The sequence below is a fragment of the Frigoribacterium faeni genome, from assembly GCF_011761235.1.
In the GTDB taxonomy this organism is placed as follows: domain Bacteria; phylum Actinomycetota; class Actinomycetes; order Actinomycetales; family Microbacteriaceae; genus Frigoribacterium; species Frigoribacterium faeni_A.
Genome location: NZ_JAAOYW010000004.1, coordinates 48194 through 64184 on the forward strand (window position 1 = coordinate 48194; position 15991 = coordinate 64184).

Here is a 15991-nt window from a genome sequence, read left to right on the forward strand (position 1 = left end):
AGGTCTCGTCATCCTCGAGTCCCGTCTTGTGTGTCGGAACGATCACGGGACCCTCGGAGGCCGAGCACGCGCCTCCCTGATCCGTACGGTTGAGACATGAGAACTTCTTGGGCGATCAGCGCCGCAGCAGCCGTGGCCGTGTCGATGACGGCAGTGCTCGCGGGGTGCACGTCGACCGAGGCGCCCGCGGCCGAATCGACGGCAAGCGACCCGCAGGCGACCTCGTCACCTGCACTGGAATCCGGCTCCGACGCACTCGCCGGCGTCGACTCGATCGTGGTGTCCTCTGCCGGACTGTCCCTCCGTGACGCCGACTCCGAGGTCGCCTCGATCGATCTTGTCGGAACCACGCTCGACGACGCCCTCGAGACCCTGACCCAGGTGTTGGGTGCGCCGCGATCCAGCGATGTCGAGGCGGGGTCCTGTGTGAGTGCGCAGACCGCCTGGGCCTGGGGTGACAACACGGTCATCGGCACCGCCGACGCCCTCACCGATGAGGGCACGCTGACGTTCGGAACGAACCAGACGTCCGTCGAGACCGCTGACGGTCGCACGGTCCGCATCGAGACACCCACCGGCGCCGCTGTCGGCGATCCCGTCGCGCCCATTGCCGACGGTCTGGACGCCAGCGTGAAGGACACCTTCGACACTGTGCCCGAGGAGGAGCGCCTCTCGGTCGTCTACGACCTCGCCCGAAGCGACCAGGTGGACGGCGAGTGGAACCCCTACGGGGCCTCCGTCTACAGCGAGAAGGGCGTCATCGAGGCGATCCGAGGCCCGGGGCACATCAAGAGCACCTGCTAGGCGACTCAGAACGGTAGGGGGCCTGCCGGTCGATGGACGGGTCATCGGATCTCGCCTGAGGCCACGAATCGTCTCGAGACAGCGTCGAACGACGTGCTGAGCGTCTCAGAAAGGGATGGTTCAACAGGACGTGACAGGCTGCGGTGATGACTGACTCACCTGTTGCTCGGACAACTCTGATGGATCAGAACCTCGGCGGCGTCACCAGCGTCTCGCACGTGGAGGTGCGCCGAATCTCGATTGCGCCCACGACGACCGGCGGTGCGCACACGCATAACGGGCCGGTTTTCGGAACGATTGAGAGCGGCTCCGTCACTTTCCAGATCGGCACGGGCGCGGAGATCGTCTTGCGGGCTGGTGACGTCTTCTACGAGCCGGCCGGGGTCGTGGTCTCGAAGTTCGATACTGGTGGTGAGCCCGTGGTGTTCCTCGGCTACTTCCTCCTCGACGATGGCGCCGTTCCTGAGATCGAGTTCACCTCGTAGGACTGTCCGGTAGGGGATCCTCTTCCGTTCCGATGACGGCGGCTCAGGCGGCCCGTCCTCGTCGGATCAAGGCAGCTTTGACGACACCGATGACGAGGAGCAGGCCTAGGGCTGCTGGGCCGTAGGTGAGCCAGGTGAGAATCCATGCATCAGCTGCTCCTCGAGCGGTCTCGATGACTGACGCAGTCATATAGGTGCACTCGCGACCCAACGGCCAGGCGGAGAAGGAACCGGAGACAAGCTGTGTCTCGATCGAGGAGTGGTCAAGGTACGGACCCTCGACGGCGCATTTGTAGGTCGCGCCCTTGTAGACGTAGAGCAGCCGGGCGGCAAGAAAGAGCGTTCCTGACGCGGCGAGGAGCACGACACCAACGAAGCCCTGCACGCGGTAGGACGTGAAAAGAGGGCGCATATACCTACTCAAGAGGCAATGTGTGCGAGGCACATCCATCGGGCGGGCGACTCGATGAGATGCAGCCCGCGCCGTTCCGATAGACGATCGCTGTTCTGTTTCCTGCGTGAGGCAAACAGAGCCCAACGAGCGCTCTGGCCGGTTTGCCTTCTAGATTTGAGTCGTGTCCATCCTCGGAAGTTCTCCCTCTCGCGACGTCGAGAAACGAACGACTTGGGTTCTCAGTTCGCACCCTGCCATTGGCCAGGTCGAGGGCGTGTCCGTGTGCGTCGAGCGCGTCGAGCTCACTGCGGAGCGCGTGTGGCTTCACGCGCGCGCCGTGTCGAACACGGTCACTGAGGAGCTCACCGCTGACTACTGGACTGCCAGCCGAGCATGGCGTGAGGTCGTAGGACACCGCGGGTGGGACGCAGCTGGCGAGCCACCAGCGGAGCCGGGATTGATGCTGCAACAGGTCGACGTAATGCTGAGCGATGCGAAAAGTCGCCCCGTGCCGGGAAGAACCGTGTCGGTTGGTGGCACCGGCACCGAATGGGTCATCTCGTGGTCGTGGCCGTTCCAGGCGGGAGACGAGCTGGCGTTCCTAGCTAGTTCCCCAGACGGTCGATCGACAACACTCTGCGTAGACATTCGGCGCTAGCTGTTCTCACCTTCAGGCGGTCCCGATAAGGGATCGGCCACCGGGGCGACCTCGTAGGGTCGTTGCATGGATCAGGGCGAAGTCGTCGAGCATGTCGCCCTCAGGGCTCGGTCGGCGGGCCGCCCGATTGTGGTCGGTATCTCGGGCTTCTGCGGGTCGGGGAAGTCCACGCTTGCGCGTCGCATGGTCGAGGCTCTGCTTGGCGCCGTGAGGATGCGCGGTGACGACTTTCTCGATCCTGCACGCTCTCACCTCCGCTCGGCGGACTGGGACGGAGTGGATCGGCAACGTCTCGTTTCGAGTGTCTTGGAGCCCTTCCGCGGCGAGCAGCAGGGCGAATTCCAACGGTATGACTGGGCGGTAGGGGCCCTTGGCGCTCCGGAGCCGGTTCCTCGCGCCGAGATCCTCGTCGTCGATCTCATCGGCCTTTTCCACCCTGAGGCCTTGCCTTCCCTCGACGTCACGGTCTGGTGCGATGTCGAGCTCGACGTCGCCGTCAGCCGCGGCATGGCCCGCGACAGGGAACTAGGCCGACGCCACGAGGTGCTGTGGACCGACGTCTGGGCTCTGAACGAACGCGACTTCGCCCAGGAATTCATGCCGCGAGAGCACGCAGAGACGCTGTACGCATCGTCTCAGTAGGGGATCGGCTTTTGAACCGGTCAGAACCCGTGAATGGAACAGAAGTGGCACTCTTGGGCCATGACTCCCAACGGCGACGTCAGTCCGGCTAAAGCTCAACTTAGAAGGGCGTTCATCGGTATGGCCGTGGGCGTCGTCCTCATCGTTGCTTTCCTTGTGGTCAGTGCTGTGACGAACCGGCTTGGCCTAATAGGGGTGGGCGTCGGGGTGGTGTTCGTTGCTCTGAATGCCGGTCGAGCCATCTGGGTGATGAAGCGACGCGAGGGAAAGAACTAGTGCTCTGCTCTAGCCGGGGCCATGGCATTCGTTCAAGTGCACGGGCCGTCCGATAGGGGATCGGTAGGCGGGGAGAGGAGAGGCGGGCACCGGTCCCCGGTTGGGGGATTTCATGACAAGCCCTCATCGTATTGAATGCTGTCCTGGCTTGACGATGGGGTGCGGCATGAGTGACGACGGTTTTACGGAGCTATCGGCAGTGGCGAGTGGGCTGGCGGACATGTACCGTCCAAGTCCCGCTTGGCGAGGTAGCCCATTTAAGTGGGTGCAATCACTTCCGCCAGGGCGGCGCGGAGCCGTTGGGCGCCAGCTATTCCAGCAGTGGGCACGTAACCAGGGTCTGCAGGCTGAGACACACACATCGCCAGACCGGCAAATCTTTGTGGTCGCAAACGGCGCTCAAGTACAGGTCAAGCTTTCGACCCTTTGGCGGAACGGGTTCTATCGCTTTCAGCAGATCCGAGATCGAGATTTCGACTTCTGTCTATTCCTCGGGCTGTCTCCGCAGTCCGTGCATGCGTGGCTTGTCCCAAAGGAAGTCCTCGATGTGCATGTGATCGGGCACCTCGGGCAGCACACAGGAGCCGGCGCAAGCGAAACGGCTTGGGTGACGGTCTACCCCGAGGAAGTGCCAGGGTGGCTCGAGCCATTTGGTGATTCACTCGAGCGGGTTCGTTCGATGCTTGTTTCGGACTAGGTGGACGAAGCAAGCACGCTCATTCAGCGTCGTCCGCTTCTTCAGGGTGCCCGATAGACGATCGTGGTCTGGGACGGCCGTCCGCGGCACGGTCGACGTGAAAGCATGAGTCATGACGTCAGATAACGCGCCCAGAGACGGTCGGACAACGTGGCGAGTCATGCTCGTCGTTGCGCTGGTCATCGCTGCTACGTCGGTCATCTTGATTGCCGTCGACCCTCACCAGGTGGGCATGTACTTCACGCTGATCGGCATGCTCTGCCTGATCTGGGTGAGCATCAGGAATCTGCGGCGACTCAAGTAGGTCGCTGCGCCCGATAGACGATGGTCTTCTGGGCGTTGGCCCTAGCGTGTCAACGCGTCACAAGGAGCGACAGGGCCACGACGAGTGCAACCACCCCGACGAAACCCGCGGTGACCAAGAGGCGGACCTTGAACCGGGCCCAGGGCAGAGCCACGAAAGCTGCGGCCACAACGGCTGTTCCGATCCCCATGCTCTTGGCTGCCTGAGCCACCCCCTCGGCAACCTGCGCCTCTGACTCACAGCCGGTGTCGGCCGTGCCGCACCACCCGATGAAGCCCGGAATCGCGGTGAAAGTGAGTGTGCCCACGGCGAGGAGACTCATCCAGGCCACATGCGCGACCGCGAGAGTCGCTCGGCTCGGCCGTTGCTCCTCAGCTGACATGACACTCCTCGGCAACAGGTTACGAAGCTGATTGGTCTGGTGCGCTCCCCAGTGAAGGGGGTGAATCGTGCCCGGTAGGGGATCCCGACGCGGGCACACGGGCTGCAGCCGAGGGAGCGCGAGCAGGTAGAAGGATCAACCAGCTCGCTCTCGCAAGATTCGGTCAACGATTTCTTGGTCGAGCTCGATCCGCCGCTGACGATCCGCGTACTCAGCTCGAGGGTCGCTTTTGCGGTCCCAGATCTCCCACGTGCGCTTGAGCTGCCGGGCGCGCGCCTTCAAATCGTCGGTACTGAGCTGGACTAGGTCCTCGTAGGTCTCACCGGTCATGGTTCCGAGACTAAGTGGGGCATCGCGACCTGTCGCGTATGACGATCGTCTTCCGTCCGCGTTCAGTGGTTCGAATGGCCGCCAGGGCGCGAGGTGCGGACAGTCCTGACTATGGCGATGACGAGGAGCGTTAGACCAAGGAGTGCCGGGGCGTAGATGAACCCGGTGAGCAGCCAGGTGTCAGCTGTGCCTCGGGTGGTCTCGATGACGGAGTCAGTGACGTAAGTGCACTCGCGAGCGAGCGGCCAGGCGGAGAAGGAACCCGCAACTAGGTGGGTTTGGAACTGTGAATCTTCGAGATACGGGCCCTCGACGGCGCACTTATATGTCGCGCCTTTATAGACGTAAAGCAGTCGGACAGCGAGGAGGAGTGCTCCCGACGCGGCGATGAGCGCGGCGCCGGCCAGCCCCTGGAAGGGATAGGACATGAACAAGCGGCGCATCGACCTAGCTAAGGGCCCATGGCCGTTAGGCACATCCACCGCGAGAGCGACTCAAGGGAAGCAGCCCATGCCGTGCTGATAAGGGATGCGCCCGCGGACTGAGGGGCGATCAGAACTCATCGCGCTGAGTCCTCCGTGCGGGCCTGTATGCTCCGACCGTGCAACCAGAGACGGTGCTTCTCCACGATGCGACGAGACCGAGCTGGGCGGGGTTGGGGCCGCGGCCGATCCGGGCGCGTGTCTGGCCGAGCCGCCGAGAGGGGCCGGCTGCGACGGTCTTGTTGTCCCACGGCACCGGCGGCGCCGGGGAGGACCTCGATTGGCTGGCCGCGCCGTTGAACGAGGCAGGCTACCTCGTCGCTTCTGTCGACCATCACGGCAACAGCTACAACGACGAGTACCTCGTCGAGGGCTTCACCCTGGTGTCTGAGCGGCCGAGAGACATCAGCTACCTTCTGGACCACGTCCAGAGCCAGTACGACGTTGACGAGCGCCGGATCGGCAGCGCCGGCTTCTCCCTCGGGGGCTACACCGTCGCCGCTCTGCTCGGTGCGGAGATCGACGCTCGGGTCATGAGCGCCCTCTTCGTCGGACACGTCCGTGCCCCGCACGTGCCCGAGTTCCCGGACCTCATGGAGGCATTGCGCGCGAAGTACTCGATGGAGCAACTCGAGCTCCTGGCCCGGTCCGCTGCGAGTCCCGTCCGCGATCCTCGCGTGCGCGTCGGAGCCCTCTTCGCACCCGGCATAGCAGAGGTCCTCACGCCTGAGTCCCTGAGGATGATCGAGGCGCCCGTGCTCGTGCGCTGGGGTGACGTCGACGACATCACGCCCCCTTCGGAGAACGCACGCGTGTACGCCGATCTCATGCCTCGAGCGGAGGCTTCCAGCGTGGGCCCGACCGCGGGCCACTACATCTTTCTCGGTGACCGAGATGATCCTTCCCACGTCCGGGACGCCGCCGCCGCGGACACTGTCGACTTCTTCGCCCGCCACCTCTGATCAAGACCAAAGAGAAGGCAGGGCGCTGAGCGGCACATCGGCCCCCTTCACCGTCCTGGAAACGGCTAAAGGACGGAGGCAGCAGTGTCCGATAAGGGATCGCCAGTCGGGCCAGGGACCGCCGCCCGCCCGCCGGGCTCTCACTCGGACGGCGATCGCGAAGGGGAGGCCGGTCGAGCACGGGGTGTCGACGCCCCGAGTGCTGCTCTCTGCAGGGTGTGCAACGGTAGAGGTGGGACCCCGCAGACCTCTCGGCCAGGGGTGCCGGAAGGAACACATCATGACCGTCTTCGTAGCTGTTGCCTTGTCCGTTCTCGCGTTCGTCATCGCCCGTCTCGCCGGACGGGGAACCGTCGGGGCCAACGGGCTGGTGGGCATTCGCACGCCGGCGTTGCGGTCCTCAGACGCGGCATGGAGAGCAGGGCATCGAGCCGCCGTGCCCGTCCTGGCCGCTCTGACCATCATCTCGGCCACGGCGGGAGCCGCCATCCTCGCCACCACGTGGGGCATGGGCTCTGACGTCACGAACATGGCCGGGCTGTGGGTCATCGGCCTTGTCGTCGCCGGAATGGTCCTCGCAGCGATGCGTGCCGACTCAGTCGCGGCCACCACAGACCCTGGGACGCGCTGACGGAGAGGTCAGCTGAGGGCCCCCTTGACTCGCGGCGACTGGTCACGGCACCGGGATGGGGGTGATCCAGTGATCGGTCCCCACCGAGACATCCAGGCGGACGCTGAGAGGGTCCTCCCTTGACGGCAATGGGATGCTCCCGCTGCTGGTGACGTCACGTGTGCAGTCGCCCGAGCAGAACGTGCCGAGAGTGATCGTGAACTCGCCGGCGGAGCAGGCGACGCAGAAGCGCAGTCGTGTCGAGGACGGGTCGGGCCTGGCCACGTCGAAGGTGGCCGCACCGGTGCCGTGTTCGTGCAGCGACGGGGGCTACGCCGCCTCTCCCCCGCCGGGCTGCACGTCGGCGCCGAACAGCACCGAGGCCTGCTCCCGCGGGGCGAACAGTCGCTCGAAGTCGCGCTCGTTGGGCACCCAGATGTCGCGCCACAAGTCCTCGTGCGAGCGCCCGAGCCGTCGGTCCCGGGCGATGCCGCGCTCGGTCGCCGTGTCGAGGTCGACGTCGCACCACACCGCGACGTCGACCGCGGGCAGAGCCTCCGGGTGGAACAGCCCGATCACGTCGACGACGAGCACCTCGGCGCGGGGCAGGCGCTCCGACGGACCGAGGGCCCGGGCGGACCAGTCGTACCGGCGGAACTCCCCTGCCTGCCCATCGCGGAACGGCACCAGGACGGTCGAGACGAGCCGCGCCCGGTCGACGCCGTCCCAGTCGCTCGACCGCCGGTGCGACCGGACCGGGTCGAGGAAGTCGTCGCCACGCATCCTCACCGCGCTCGGCAGCACCTCGACGAGGCCGCGGGCCAGCGTCGACTTGCCCGATCCGCCGTAGCCCGAGATCCCGACGACGACCGGACCAGCGGCCTCGGCCGCCCGCGCGGCGATGAGGTCGGCGAGACCGGCGAGATCCGTGCGCTCCATCCGACGAACCTACGAGAGCACCAGCACCACCGGCACCAGCACCAGGACACGTACCCACGCGCGCGGCCCCGCACCCGAGATCCCGACCACCACCCTCTCGACCTGCCCTGCCTCCACCCTGTAGCGTCCAGGCAGAACGGTCCCCGAGGCGAGACCCGGTCGACGCCCCGCGCGGCGGCCCCGACTCCCTCATCGACGAGCACGCCCCGACCTGGTCGGGCCCGCTCCCGCACCCCCAGGATCCATGGCCACGCAGAGCTGAGTCGGCGCCTCGAGCGCCGACCCCCGACGCGAGCAGCACGCTCGCCTCCTCTGCCTGCCCGGCCCGCGCCTTCTCGTGGGTCGACGACCCCCAAGGACCTGTCCCCGTGCGCTTCCTCCCTGCCCGTTCCCGGGCCTCGCTCGCGAGCCTCCGCGAGCACCGACCCGTCACCGTCGCCGTCCTCGTCGACACGATCGGCGCGGGCCTGACCCTGCCGCTGACGATCGTGTACTTCACCGTCACCACCGACGTGCCGCTCGCCGTGCTCGGCACCCTCGCCGCCGTGAGCGCGCTGGTCGCGCTGCCCGTGGGCCTCGTCGGCGGGGTGCTCACCGACCGGTTCGGCGCGAAGGCGTCGATGATCGTCAACAACCTGATGTCGGCCGCGGGCTTCGCGCTCTACCTCGTCGCCGACGACCCGGCGACGATCGCCGCCGCGATGTTCCTCACGGGTGCGTCCGAGCGCCTCTACTGGACGGCGTGGACCGCCTACGTGCACGACCTCGCCGCCGGCCGGCCCTTCGAGCGCTGGTTCGCGTTCCTCGAGGCGACCAAGGCCGCCGCGCTCGGGACGGGCGCCGTCGTCGCGGCCGTCACCCTCGCCCGCGGCGGGGACGGCCTGCGCTGGCTGATCGTCGCCAACGTGGTCTCGAGCATCGTCGCGGCGGTCGTGTTCGCGTCGCAGCGCACCGGCGGGCGGGCCGCCGCGGCCACGCCGCCGACCCAGACCCCGAAGGAGGCGCCCCACGGCACCCTGCGCGACTTCGCCCTCTCGAGACCGATGCGCCTCATCACGCTCGGCCAGCTCCTCCTCGGCCCGGCGATGGTCCTGCCCAACGTCGCCCTCAGCGTCTGGTTCGTGCAGCAGTGGGGCATGCCGGCGACGGTCGCGCCCGTGCAGTTCGCGGTGGCGACGGGCCTCTGCGCGCTCTTGCAGACCTCGGTCACCCGGTGGGTCGCGGGCAGGGACCGGGGCACCCTCGTCGCGGTCGGCGCCCTGCTGACCGGCGCGACCGCGGTCCCGCTCGCGGTGCTGCCGCCGCAGAGCGGCGTCGCCGCCTGGGCCTGGGTCGTCGCCGTCGCCGTGGTGCTCGCGGCGGCCGACATGCTGCTCGTGCCCGCCGCGAACGCGGTCATGGCCGAGGCGCCTCACCCGCGTGTGCGGGGTCGTGCGATCGGCGTGTTCCAGACCGCGAGCTCGGTCGGCACGGCGCTGTTCCCGCTGACGCTCGGCCTGGTCGAGACCGACCGGCCGTGGCTGCTCTGGGTGGTGACCGTCGTGGTGTTCGTCGGGGCAGCTGGGGCGTGGCGGGCGGCGGTCGCGGCCCTGCCCGACCGGGTCCGCCGGGCGACCGCCGCGGACGTCGACGCGTGAGGGCGGACCGGCCCCTGCACGGGGGGTCGATCTCGTGCATACCGAGCAGTACCCCTGCCCTAGGCTCAGGCTGAGCTCGGTCGTCACCCGTCCCGAGAGACCGAGCGGCGGCCCATCGGCCGGGTGCCCGGACATCCCCCTCCGCAGCCCCGCTGCCCCGTGAGAACTGGACCCCCGCCCATGTCGCGCCTCCGGACGCCCTCGGCCTCTGCCCCTGCCCGCTCCCTCCGCGCGGGCCTCGTCGCGACCCTGGCAGCGGTCGCCCTGCTCCCGCTCTCGCTGGGCGTCGGCGCGTCGGCCGCGTCGGCGGCCGAGGTGACGCGGACCATCAACGTCGGGTCGGTGCCCCTCGACGTCGCCGTGAGCCCCGACGGATCGCGCATCGCCGTCGCGAACTCGGACGACGAGACCGTCTCGATCATCGACCGGTCCACCCTCGGCGTGATCGCGACCGTCCCGGTCGGCGACCGTCCGGGTCGCATCGCGTTCTCGCCGGACGGCGGCACGGCGTACGCCCTCGTGGGCGAGTTCTCGTCGTCGATCGACGTGATCGACGTGGCGACGAGCCAGGTGGTGGGCTCCATCCCCGGCGTGGGCTTCCTGACCCTCGACTTCGCCGTGACGGCCGACGGCAGCACCGCCTGGGTGGCCCAGTTCGGCCGTGGCGGCCTGGTCCGCGTCGACCTCCGGGCGCGAGCCGTGACGGGGTCCTACCCCGCCGGCAACGCGTTCGTCTCCCTCGTCGTGAGCACGGACGGCTCGACGGTCTTCGCCCGTGAGGCGAACAGCTCGACGGACACGAACGGCCTGGTGAGGAAGTTCGACACGCGCACGAACACGGTGACCTCGAGCGCTGCCCTGGGCAAGTCGGGCACGCTGGCACTGACGCCGGACGGTTCGGCCCTGTGGGCGACGTACGGCGAGCCGGCCATCGCGATCCTGGACACGGCCACGAACACCGTCTCGGCGACCTTCCCGGTCGACGGCGTGCCCGACCGCATCGCGTTCAGCCCGGACGGCGCGACGGCGTACGCCACGATCCCGACCTCGGGGAGCGTGCTGGCGATCGACACCGCGTCGCGGAAGGTCGTCGACACCACCCAGATCGGCCAGTACCCCAGCGGGCTCGCCCTCACCCCCGACGACGAGCTCCTCCTGGTCTCGGACGCGTTCGGCAGGTCGGTCTCGGTCGTCGAGCTGCCCGCCGCACCGGTCTTCACGGCGGCGTCGCCGGCGACCACCGCCACGGTGGGCCAGGCGTACTCGTACGTCTTCGCCGCTTCCGGCGCACCGGACCCCACCTTCGCCGTCGCCTCCGGCGCCCTGCCCGCCGGGCTCACCCTGACCGACGACGGGACGCTCTCGGGCACCCCGACGACCGCCGGCACGAGCACGTTCACCGTCGCCGCCGTCAACGGCGTCGCCCCGGCCGCGACGACCGGTCAGATCACCGTGACGGTCGCGCCCGTGGCCGCACCGGCGCCCGCCCCGGCTCCTGCGCCGACGCCCGACCGCCTCCCTGCGCCCGCCGTCACGAGCCCGACCCCGGGGCAGGCGGTCACGGGCCCGGTGACCTACCGCGGCACCGGCACCCCGGGCTCGCTCATCGCCCTCGTCAGCTACGAGGGCGACACGCCCCCGCAGTCGTCGGGCCCGGTCGAGGAGGCCGTCGCCGCTGCCGACCCGATCCGCGTGGCGGACGACGGCACCTGGTCGCGCACCCTGACGGTCGCGCCCGGCGGCTACACGACCTTCGCGGTCGAGTTCCTCCGCGACGCCGACGGCACCGTGACGAACAGCTCCCCGGCCTCCGACCCGGTCTCGTACACCGTCACCGCGGCGGCGGCCCCTGCCGTCGCCGCACCGACCGCGCCCGTCGCCTCGGGCGCCTCCTCGGGCCCGTCCGCCACGAGGCTCGCCTCCACCGGATCCGACACGGCGGGGCTCGTCGCCGAACTCGGCGCCCTGCTCGCCGCCGCGGGCACCGCCCTCACCGTCGCGTCCCGCCGGCGCCGCGCGGCGATCACCGCCCGCGACTAGGCACGACCGCCCGGAGCCCCCTGCGTCGCCCGACGCGGGGGGCTCCGTCGTGCGCTCGGGTGCGCGAGACCGCAGCCGCCGGCACGACCGGAGCGCCGCCTCCTCGAAGGATCCTCAGCGATCTCGCCGGTGACCCGGCTACTGTCGCCGAACGGCAACACGCGTCGCCCAGAGGCGGCGCCGGCCGACACCCGCAGCACCCGCGACACCCGACATCGACGGCAAAGGAGCCAGCTCATGGACAGACTCACGAACAAGATCGCCCTGATCAGCGGAGGCGCACGAGGCATGGGCGCCTCGCACGCCCGCGCGATCGTGGCCGAGGGAGGCAAGGTCGTCGTCGGCGACCTGCTCGACGACGAGGGCCGCGCGCTGGCCGCCGAGCTCGGCGACGCCGCCCGCTACGTCCACCTCGACGTGACCTCGCCCGACGACTGGGCCGCGGCCGTGCAGACCGCGGTCAGCGAGTTCGGCGGCCTCAACGTGCTCGTCAACAACGCCGGCATCGTCAACTTCGGCCGGCTGGGCACGTACACGCTCGACCAGTGGAACACCATCCTCGGCATCAACGTCACGGGCGCCTTCATCGGCATCACGGCAGCCAAGGAGGCGATGGTCGCGTCGGCCCCGTCGTCGATCGTCAACATCTCCTCCACCGCAGGGCTCCAGGGCACCACGGCGCTGCACGGCTACGTGGCGTCGAAGTTCGCGATCCGCGGCCTGACGAAGTCGGTCGCGCTCGAGCTCGGCAGCGAGAAGGTGCGCGCGAACTCGGTGCACCCGGGCGTCATCCGCACGCCGATGACCGACGGCCTCGAGCTCGGCGACCAGCTCGGCGCCCTGCACCGCATCGGCGAGCCCGAGGAGGTGTCGGCCCTCGTCGTCTACCTGGCCAGCGACGAGTCCAGCTTCCAGACCGGCGCCGAGTTCGTCATCGACGGCGGCGAGCTCGCGGGCGAGAGCGACAGCGTCAGCGAGTGACCCCGCGCCGGGCCGTGCCCATCGGCCCGGCCCGGCCTCGGTCGGCGGCCCCACGGCCGGGCGGACCAAGGCGACCTGAGACCCCGAGCTAGCCTGACCGCATGGACGCGGACGACTGGGAGGAGCGCGTCGCCGCGCTCTGGGCCGACGACGAGATCGACGCCGAGCAGCGGCTGGCGCTGATGCGACCCCTGGCCGAGGCGGCACCGCACCCCGCGCTCGGGGCGTTCGAGCTCGGCGGGGCGCACGACTCGGCCGGGCACGAGGCCGAGGCCGACGTCCACTACGCGGCCGCGACGGAGGCGGGACTCGCCACCGCAGATCCGGCCCGGGCCGCCCAGATGACGGTGCAGCACGCCTCCACGCTGCGGAACCTCGGCCGGATCGACGACGCCATCGTGATGCTGCGCGACGCCCCCGAGCACCCGGCCACGGGCGCGGCGCCGAGGGTCTTCCTCGCGCTGGCCCTGCACAGCGCCGGCCGCGCCGACGAGGCCCTGCGGGTCGCGATCGAGGCCGTCGAGCCGACGCTCCCCCGGTACCACCGCTCGGTCCGCGCCTACGCGGCCGCCCTCACCGGCGACTGAGGCGCCGGCCCGTCGCGCACCGCGCCTCGCGCCCAGCAAGCACACCGCGCCTCGGCGACGCATCTCCCCCTGTCGTGCGACGACCCTGCCCCCTCCGACGGATGCGGCGGCACGCCCCCTCGGGCCAGCATGAGACATGCCGTTCACGCCCAGCCACGCGATCGTCGCCCTGCCCTTCGTCCGGACCCCGCTGCCCTGGGGCGCCGTCGCCGTCGGCTCGATGGCTCCGGACGTGCCGCTCTTCTTCCCCCTCGGCCCGAGCTACCAGCAGACCCACGAGTTCCCGAGCCTTCTCGTCGTGTCGGTGCCGGTGGGCCTGCTGCTCTACCTGATCTGGAGGCGCTTGCTGCGGCCCGCCATGTCGACCCTGCTCCCCCGGGTGGTCGCGTCGCGCCTCCCTGCCTCCTGGGCCGCCGGGGCGACGGGCTCCGCACGGCGGCTGCCCTGGGTGGTGCTCGCGGTCGCCCTCGGCGTCGGCTCGCACGTGGCCTGGGACCTCTTCACGCACCACGGCCGGTTCGGCAGCACGCTCATCCCGGCCCTGGCCGACCAGTGGGGGCCGATCGCCGGCACGCAGTGGCTGCAGTACCTGTCGTCCGTCGGCGGCCTCGCGGTGCTCGCGGTCGCGGCGACCCGGCACCTGCTTCGGACGCCCGCCCTGGCACCGGCGCCGCCCTCGCGCATCCGCAGCGTGTTCTGGGTGCTCGTGGGCGCCTCCCTCGTGGCCGGCCTCGTCGGGGCCGTGCTCGTGCACGGGCTGCTGCCCGGCTCCGCCGACACGGCGAAGGCGTTCACGTTCGTCGCGGGCACCCTCGCCGGGGCGCTCATCCTGCTGCTGACGGCCGCGGCATCCGTCGTCGTGCTGCTCGTGCGGCGGCGCGCCGCCGGCCGCGTCACGACGCGGTGATCACCCGCGCCGCGAGCTCCGAGCCGAGCATCGTGTCCATCGCCGAGTCGACGAGGTGTTCCCCGTGCGGGCGCTCGATGCGCCCGGACGCGACGAGCGCGGCGATCCCCTGCATGGTCGCCGCGAAGAGCATCTTGAAGGTGACCCGGGGCCCGTCCTCCGCCTCGTCTCCCGGTGCCGGCCCCAGCGCCCCGTCGAGCGTCCCGAAGAGGACGCCCGCCGCCTCCTGCACCCCCTGCGACTGCTGGGTCACCTTGGTCTCGAACATGAGGTCCATGAGCGCGGCGTCGTCGACGGCGAAGTCGACGTAGGCGTGGGCGACCCGGCGGAGGCGGTCCGGGAGGGGGCCGCCGGCGTCGAGCGCCCGACGGACCGCGGCCGTGAGGCGCTCGAAGCCGAGCTGCGCGAGCGCGTCGAGCAGGGCCTGCCGGTCGACGAAGTGGCTGCGCGGGGCGCCGTGGCTGACGCCGGCCCGCCGCGCGAGGTCGCGGAGAGACAGCCCGGCCACGCCGGACTCCCGCACGACCGCGGTCGCCTCGTCGAGCAGCACGGCCCGCAGGTTCCCGTGGTGGAACGGTCGTTGCGTCATCGCCCCATCCTAGACGGCGACTAGGCATTGCCTATTTTCTAGACACCGCCTACATTGGCCTCATGACAACTCTTCCTTCCCTCCTGGTGTTCGGCGCCACGGGGCAGACCGGCCAGCACTTCACGCGACTCGCGCTCGAGGCGGGGCACAGCGTCCGGGCCCTCGCCCGGACGCCGAGCAAGCTCGCGATCACGCACGACGACCTCGACGTCGTGCAGGGCTCGATGGACCAGGTCGACGACACCGCCCTCGACGCCCTGCTCGAGGGGGTCGACGCGGTCGCGATGATGGTCGGCGACGTCGCGGCGCAGAGCACGCGCAAGGTCAACACCGAGTTCGTCCGACAGCTCGTGCCGGCCATGCGCCGCAGCGGCACCCGCCGCCTGCTCTACCAGGCGGGCGGCCTGAGCGCCGCCCCGGGCACCCGCCTGCCGCTGCCGCTGAGGGCCGTGCGGAGCACCGTCGCGCGCAGCTACATCGGCCAGCACGAGGACAACGAGGCCGTGATGCGCTACCTCGACGACGACGCCCGTGACGTCGAGTGGATGGTGCACCGAGCCGGCATCGGCGCCGACGGCCCCTCGAAGGGCGAGCTGCGCCGCTCCCGGTCCTGGATCAGCATCGGCACCTTCGTCGACTGCGCCGCGTACGACCTGCGGATGCTGGGCGACGACACCGCGGTGCACACCTGGGACGGCTCGCGATACCGGCGGGCGTGACCGTCGGGCAGGCCCCGCGGCCGCCCCTTGGTCGAGAGGCGGCCGCCCCCTAGAGTCGACGCGAGACGCACAGGTCTCGTCGGAGGGGGAGAACGATGACACCGCGAATCACGTCCGCGACGACCAAGGTCGGCATCGTCCTGGTGGCGGTCATCGTCAGCTTCGGCGTCGGCCTGGGGGTCGCGCTCCTCGCCGGCCAGGCAGCGGGCACGGCGGTGCTCCTGGCCGTGACGGTCGCCACGGTCGTGTTCTGCGGTCGCACCTTCCGCGCCGCGGGCGAGCCGATCCGCCCGGCCCGACCCGCGTGGAAGCTGACCGGCGGCGCCACCTCGAGCGTCGTGCTGACGGCGTTCTTCGTCTGGCAGGCGCTCGGCGACGTCGTGGGCACCTCCTCCGACGGTCGTTCGGCCGCCAGCACGGTCATGTCGACGGTGGTCTACGCGGCCCTGGCCGCGGCCTACCTCGTGTCCGCTCTCACGCAGCGGGCCGCCCGGTCGCACGAGCGGAGTCGCGGCACCCTCGGCTGACGGCGCCGGCGCCGGCGCGTGCGCTGGCGCCACGCCTGG

General features: G+C 69.9%; 18 protein-coding genes. 13 read left to right on the plus strand and 5 right to left on the minus strand.

The features are described from left to right. The first annotated feature begins 96 nt into the window (after nt 1-96). A complete protein-coding gene (locus FHR78_RS14380; protein WP_166761249.1) occupies nt 97-804 on the plus strand; it encodes a hypothetical protein in 708 nt (235 codons plus the stop codon). A 179-nt stretch (nt 805-983) separates the two neighbouring features. Continuing rightward, nucleotides 984-1289 (plus strand): cupin domain-containing protein, encoded by a 306-nt coding sequence (locus FHR78_RS14385; RefSeq protein ID WP_166761250.1) that lies wholly within the window; start codon nt 984-986, stop codon nt 1287-1289. A 43-nt stretch (nt 1290-1332) separates the two neighbouring features. Here the strand turns inward: FHR78_RS14385 and FHR78_RS14390 are convergent, their stop codons facing one another. Next, nucleotides 1333-1701, minus strand: coding sequence for a hypothetical protein (locus FHR78_RS14390; protein WP_166761251.1), 369 nt, complete (start codon nt 1699-1701; stop codon nt 1333-1335). 706 nt (nt 1702-2407) lie between these two features. Between FHR78_RS14390 and FHR78_RS14395 the strand changes: the two genes are divergently transcribed. Both FHR78_RS14395 and FHR78_RS14400 read left to right on the plus strand, forming a co-directional pair. Continuing rightward, nucleotides 2408-2983, plus strand: a complete 576-nt coding sequence (locus FHR78_RS14395) for a uridine kinase family protein (RefSeq protein WP_166761252.1) — start codon at nt 2408-2410, stop codon at nt 2981-2983. A gap of 1085 nt (nt 2984-4068) precedes the next feature. After that, entirely contained in the window at nt 4069-4260 is a 192-nt protein-coding gene (locus FHR78_RS14400; RefSeq protein ID WP_166761253.1) for a hypothetical protein, read from the plus strand. Nucleotides 4261-4309: 49 nt separating this feature from the next. Here the strand turns inward: FHR78_RS14400 and FHR78_RS14405 are convergent, their stop codons facing one another. Beyond that, nucleotides 4310-4642: a hypothetical protein gene (locus FHR78_RS14405; RefSeq protein ID WP_166761254.1), complete on the minus strand. Its 333-nt coding sequence runs from the start codon at nt 4640-4642 to the stop codon at nt 4310-4312. A 135-nt stretch (nt 4643-4777) separates the two neighbouring features. Next, nucleotides 4778-4972: a hypothetical protein gene (locus FHR78_RS14410; protein ID WP_166761255.1), complete on the minus strand. Its 195-nt coding sequence runs from the start codon at nt 4970-4972 to the stop codon at nt 4778-4780. 616 nt (nt 4973-5588) lie between these two features. On the opposite strand from FHR78_RS14410, the gene FHR78_RS14415 reads away from it, so the two are divergent. Continuing rightward, on the plus strand, nt 5589-6416 hold the full coding sequence (locus FHR78_RS14415) for an alpha/beta hydrolase family protein (protein WP_347878236.1): 828 nt from the start codon (nt 5589-5591) through the stop codon (nt 6414-6416). A gap of 280 nt (nt 6417-6696) precedes the next feature. Then, nucleotides 6697-7047, plus strand: coding sequence for an SdpI family protein (locus FHR78_RS14420; RefSeq protein ID WP_166761257.1), 351 nt, complete (start codon nt 6697-6699; stop codon nt 7045-7047). A 309-nt stretch (nt 7048-7356) separates the two neighbouring features. Here the strand turns inward: FHR78_RS14420 and FHR78_RS14425 are convergent, their stop codons facing one another. Further along, entirely contained in the window at nt 7357-7965 is a 609-nt protein-coding gene (locus FHR78_RS14425) for a uridine kinase family protein (RefSeq protein ID WP_166761258.1), read from the minus strand. A 368-nt stretch (nt 7966-8333) separates the two neighbouring features. Here FHR78_RS14425 and FHR78_RS14430 point away from each other — a divergent pair, with 368 nt between their 5' ends. From FHR78_RS14430 to FHR78_RS14450, 5 genes are all read left to right on the plus strand, one after another. Beyond that, a complete protein-coding gene (locus FHR78_RS14430; protein ID WP_166761259.1) occupies nt 8334-9602 on the plus strand; it encodes an MFS transporter in 1269 nt (422 codons plus the stop codon). Nucleotides 9603-9782: 180 nt separating this feature from the next. Then, the gene (locus FHR78_RS14435) at nt 9783-11642 is read left to right on the plus strand and encodes a putative Ig domain-containing protein (protein ID WP_166761260.1); all 1860 of its coding nucleotides are present in this window, start codon (nt 9783-9785) and stop codon (nt 11640-11642) included. Nucleotides 11643-11879: 237 nt separating this feature from the next. Further along, nucleotides 11880-12623: an SDR family oxidoreductase gene (locus FHR78_RS14440; RefSeq protein ID WP_166761261.1), complete on the plus strand. Its 744-nt coding sequence runs from the start codon at nt 11880-11882 to the stop codon at nt 12621-12623. Between the two features lie 101 nt (nt 12624-12724). Then, a complete protein-coding gene (locus FHR78_RS14445) occupies nt 12725-13210 on the plus strand; it encodes a tetratricopeptide repeat protein (protein WP_166761262.1) in 486 nt (161 codons plus the stop codon). Nucleotides 13211-13346: 136 nt separating this feature from the next. Next, on the plus strand, nt 13347-14117 hold the full coding sequence (locus FHR78_RS14450; protein WP_166761263.1) for a DUF4184 family protein: 771 nt from the start codon (nt 13347-13349) through the stop codon (nt 14115-14117). On the opposite strand, the gene FHR78_RS14455 is transcribed toward FHR78_RS14450, so the two are convergent. After that, nucleotides 14104-14706 carry a TetR/AcrR family transcriptional regulator gene (locus tag FHR78_RS14455; protein ID WP_166761264.1) on the minus strand — a complete coding sequence of 201 codons (603 nt, stop codon included), beginning with the start codon at nt 14704-14706 and terminating at the stop codon, nt 14104-14106. The genes FHR78_RS14450 and FHR78_RS14455 overlap by 14 nt on opposite strands. Before the next feature lie 62 nt (nt 14707-14768). On the opposite strand from FHR78_RS14455, the gene FHR78_RS14460 reads away from it, so the two are divergent. Both FHR78_RS14460 and FHR78_RS14465 read left to right on the plus strand, forming a co-directional pair. Then, the gene (locus FHR78_RS14460) at nt 14769-15425 is read left to right on the plus strand and encodes an NAD(P)-dependent oxidoreductase (RefSeq protein WP_166761265.1); all 657 of its coding nucleotides are present in this window, start codon (nt 14769-14771) and stop codon (nt 15423-15425) included. A 95-nt stretch (nt 15426-15520) separates the two neighbouring features. Then, nucleotides 15521-15952, plus strand: coding sequence for a hypothetical protein (locus FHR78_RS14465; RefSeq protein ID WP_166761266.1), 432 nt, complete (start codon nt 15521-15523; stop codon nt 15950-15952). Nucleotides 15953-15991: the final 39 nt, after the last annotated feature.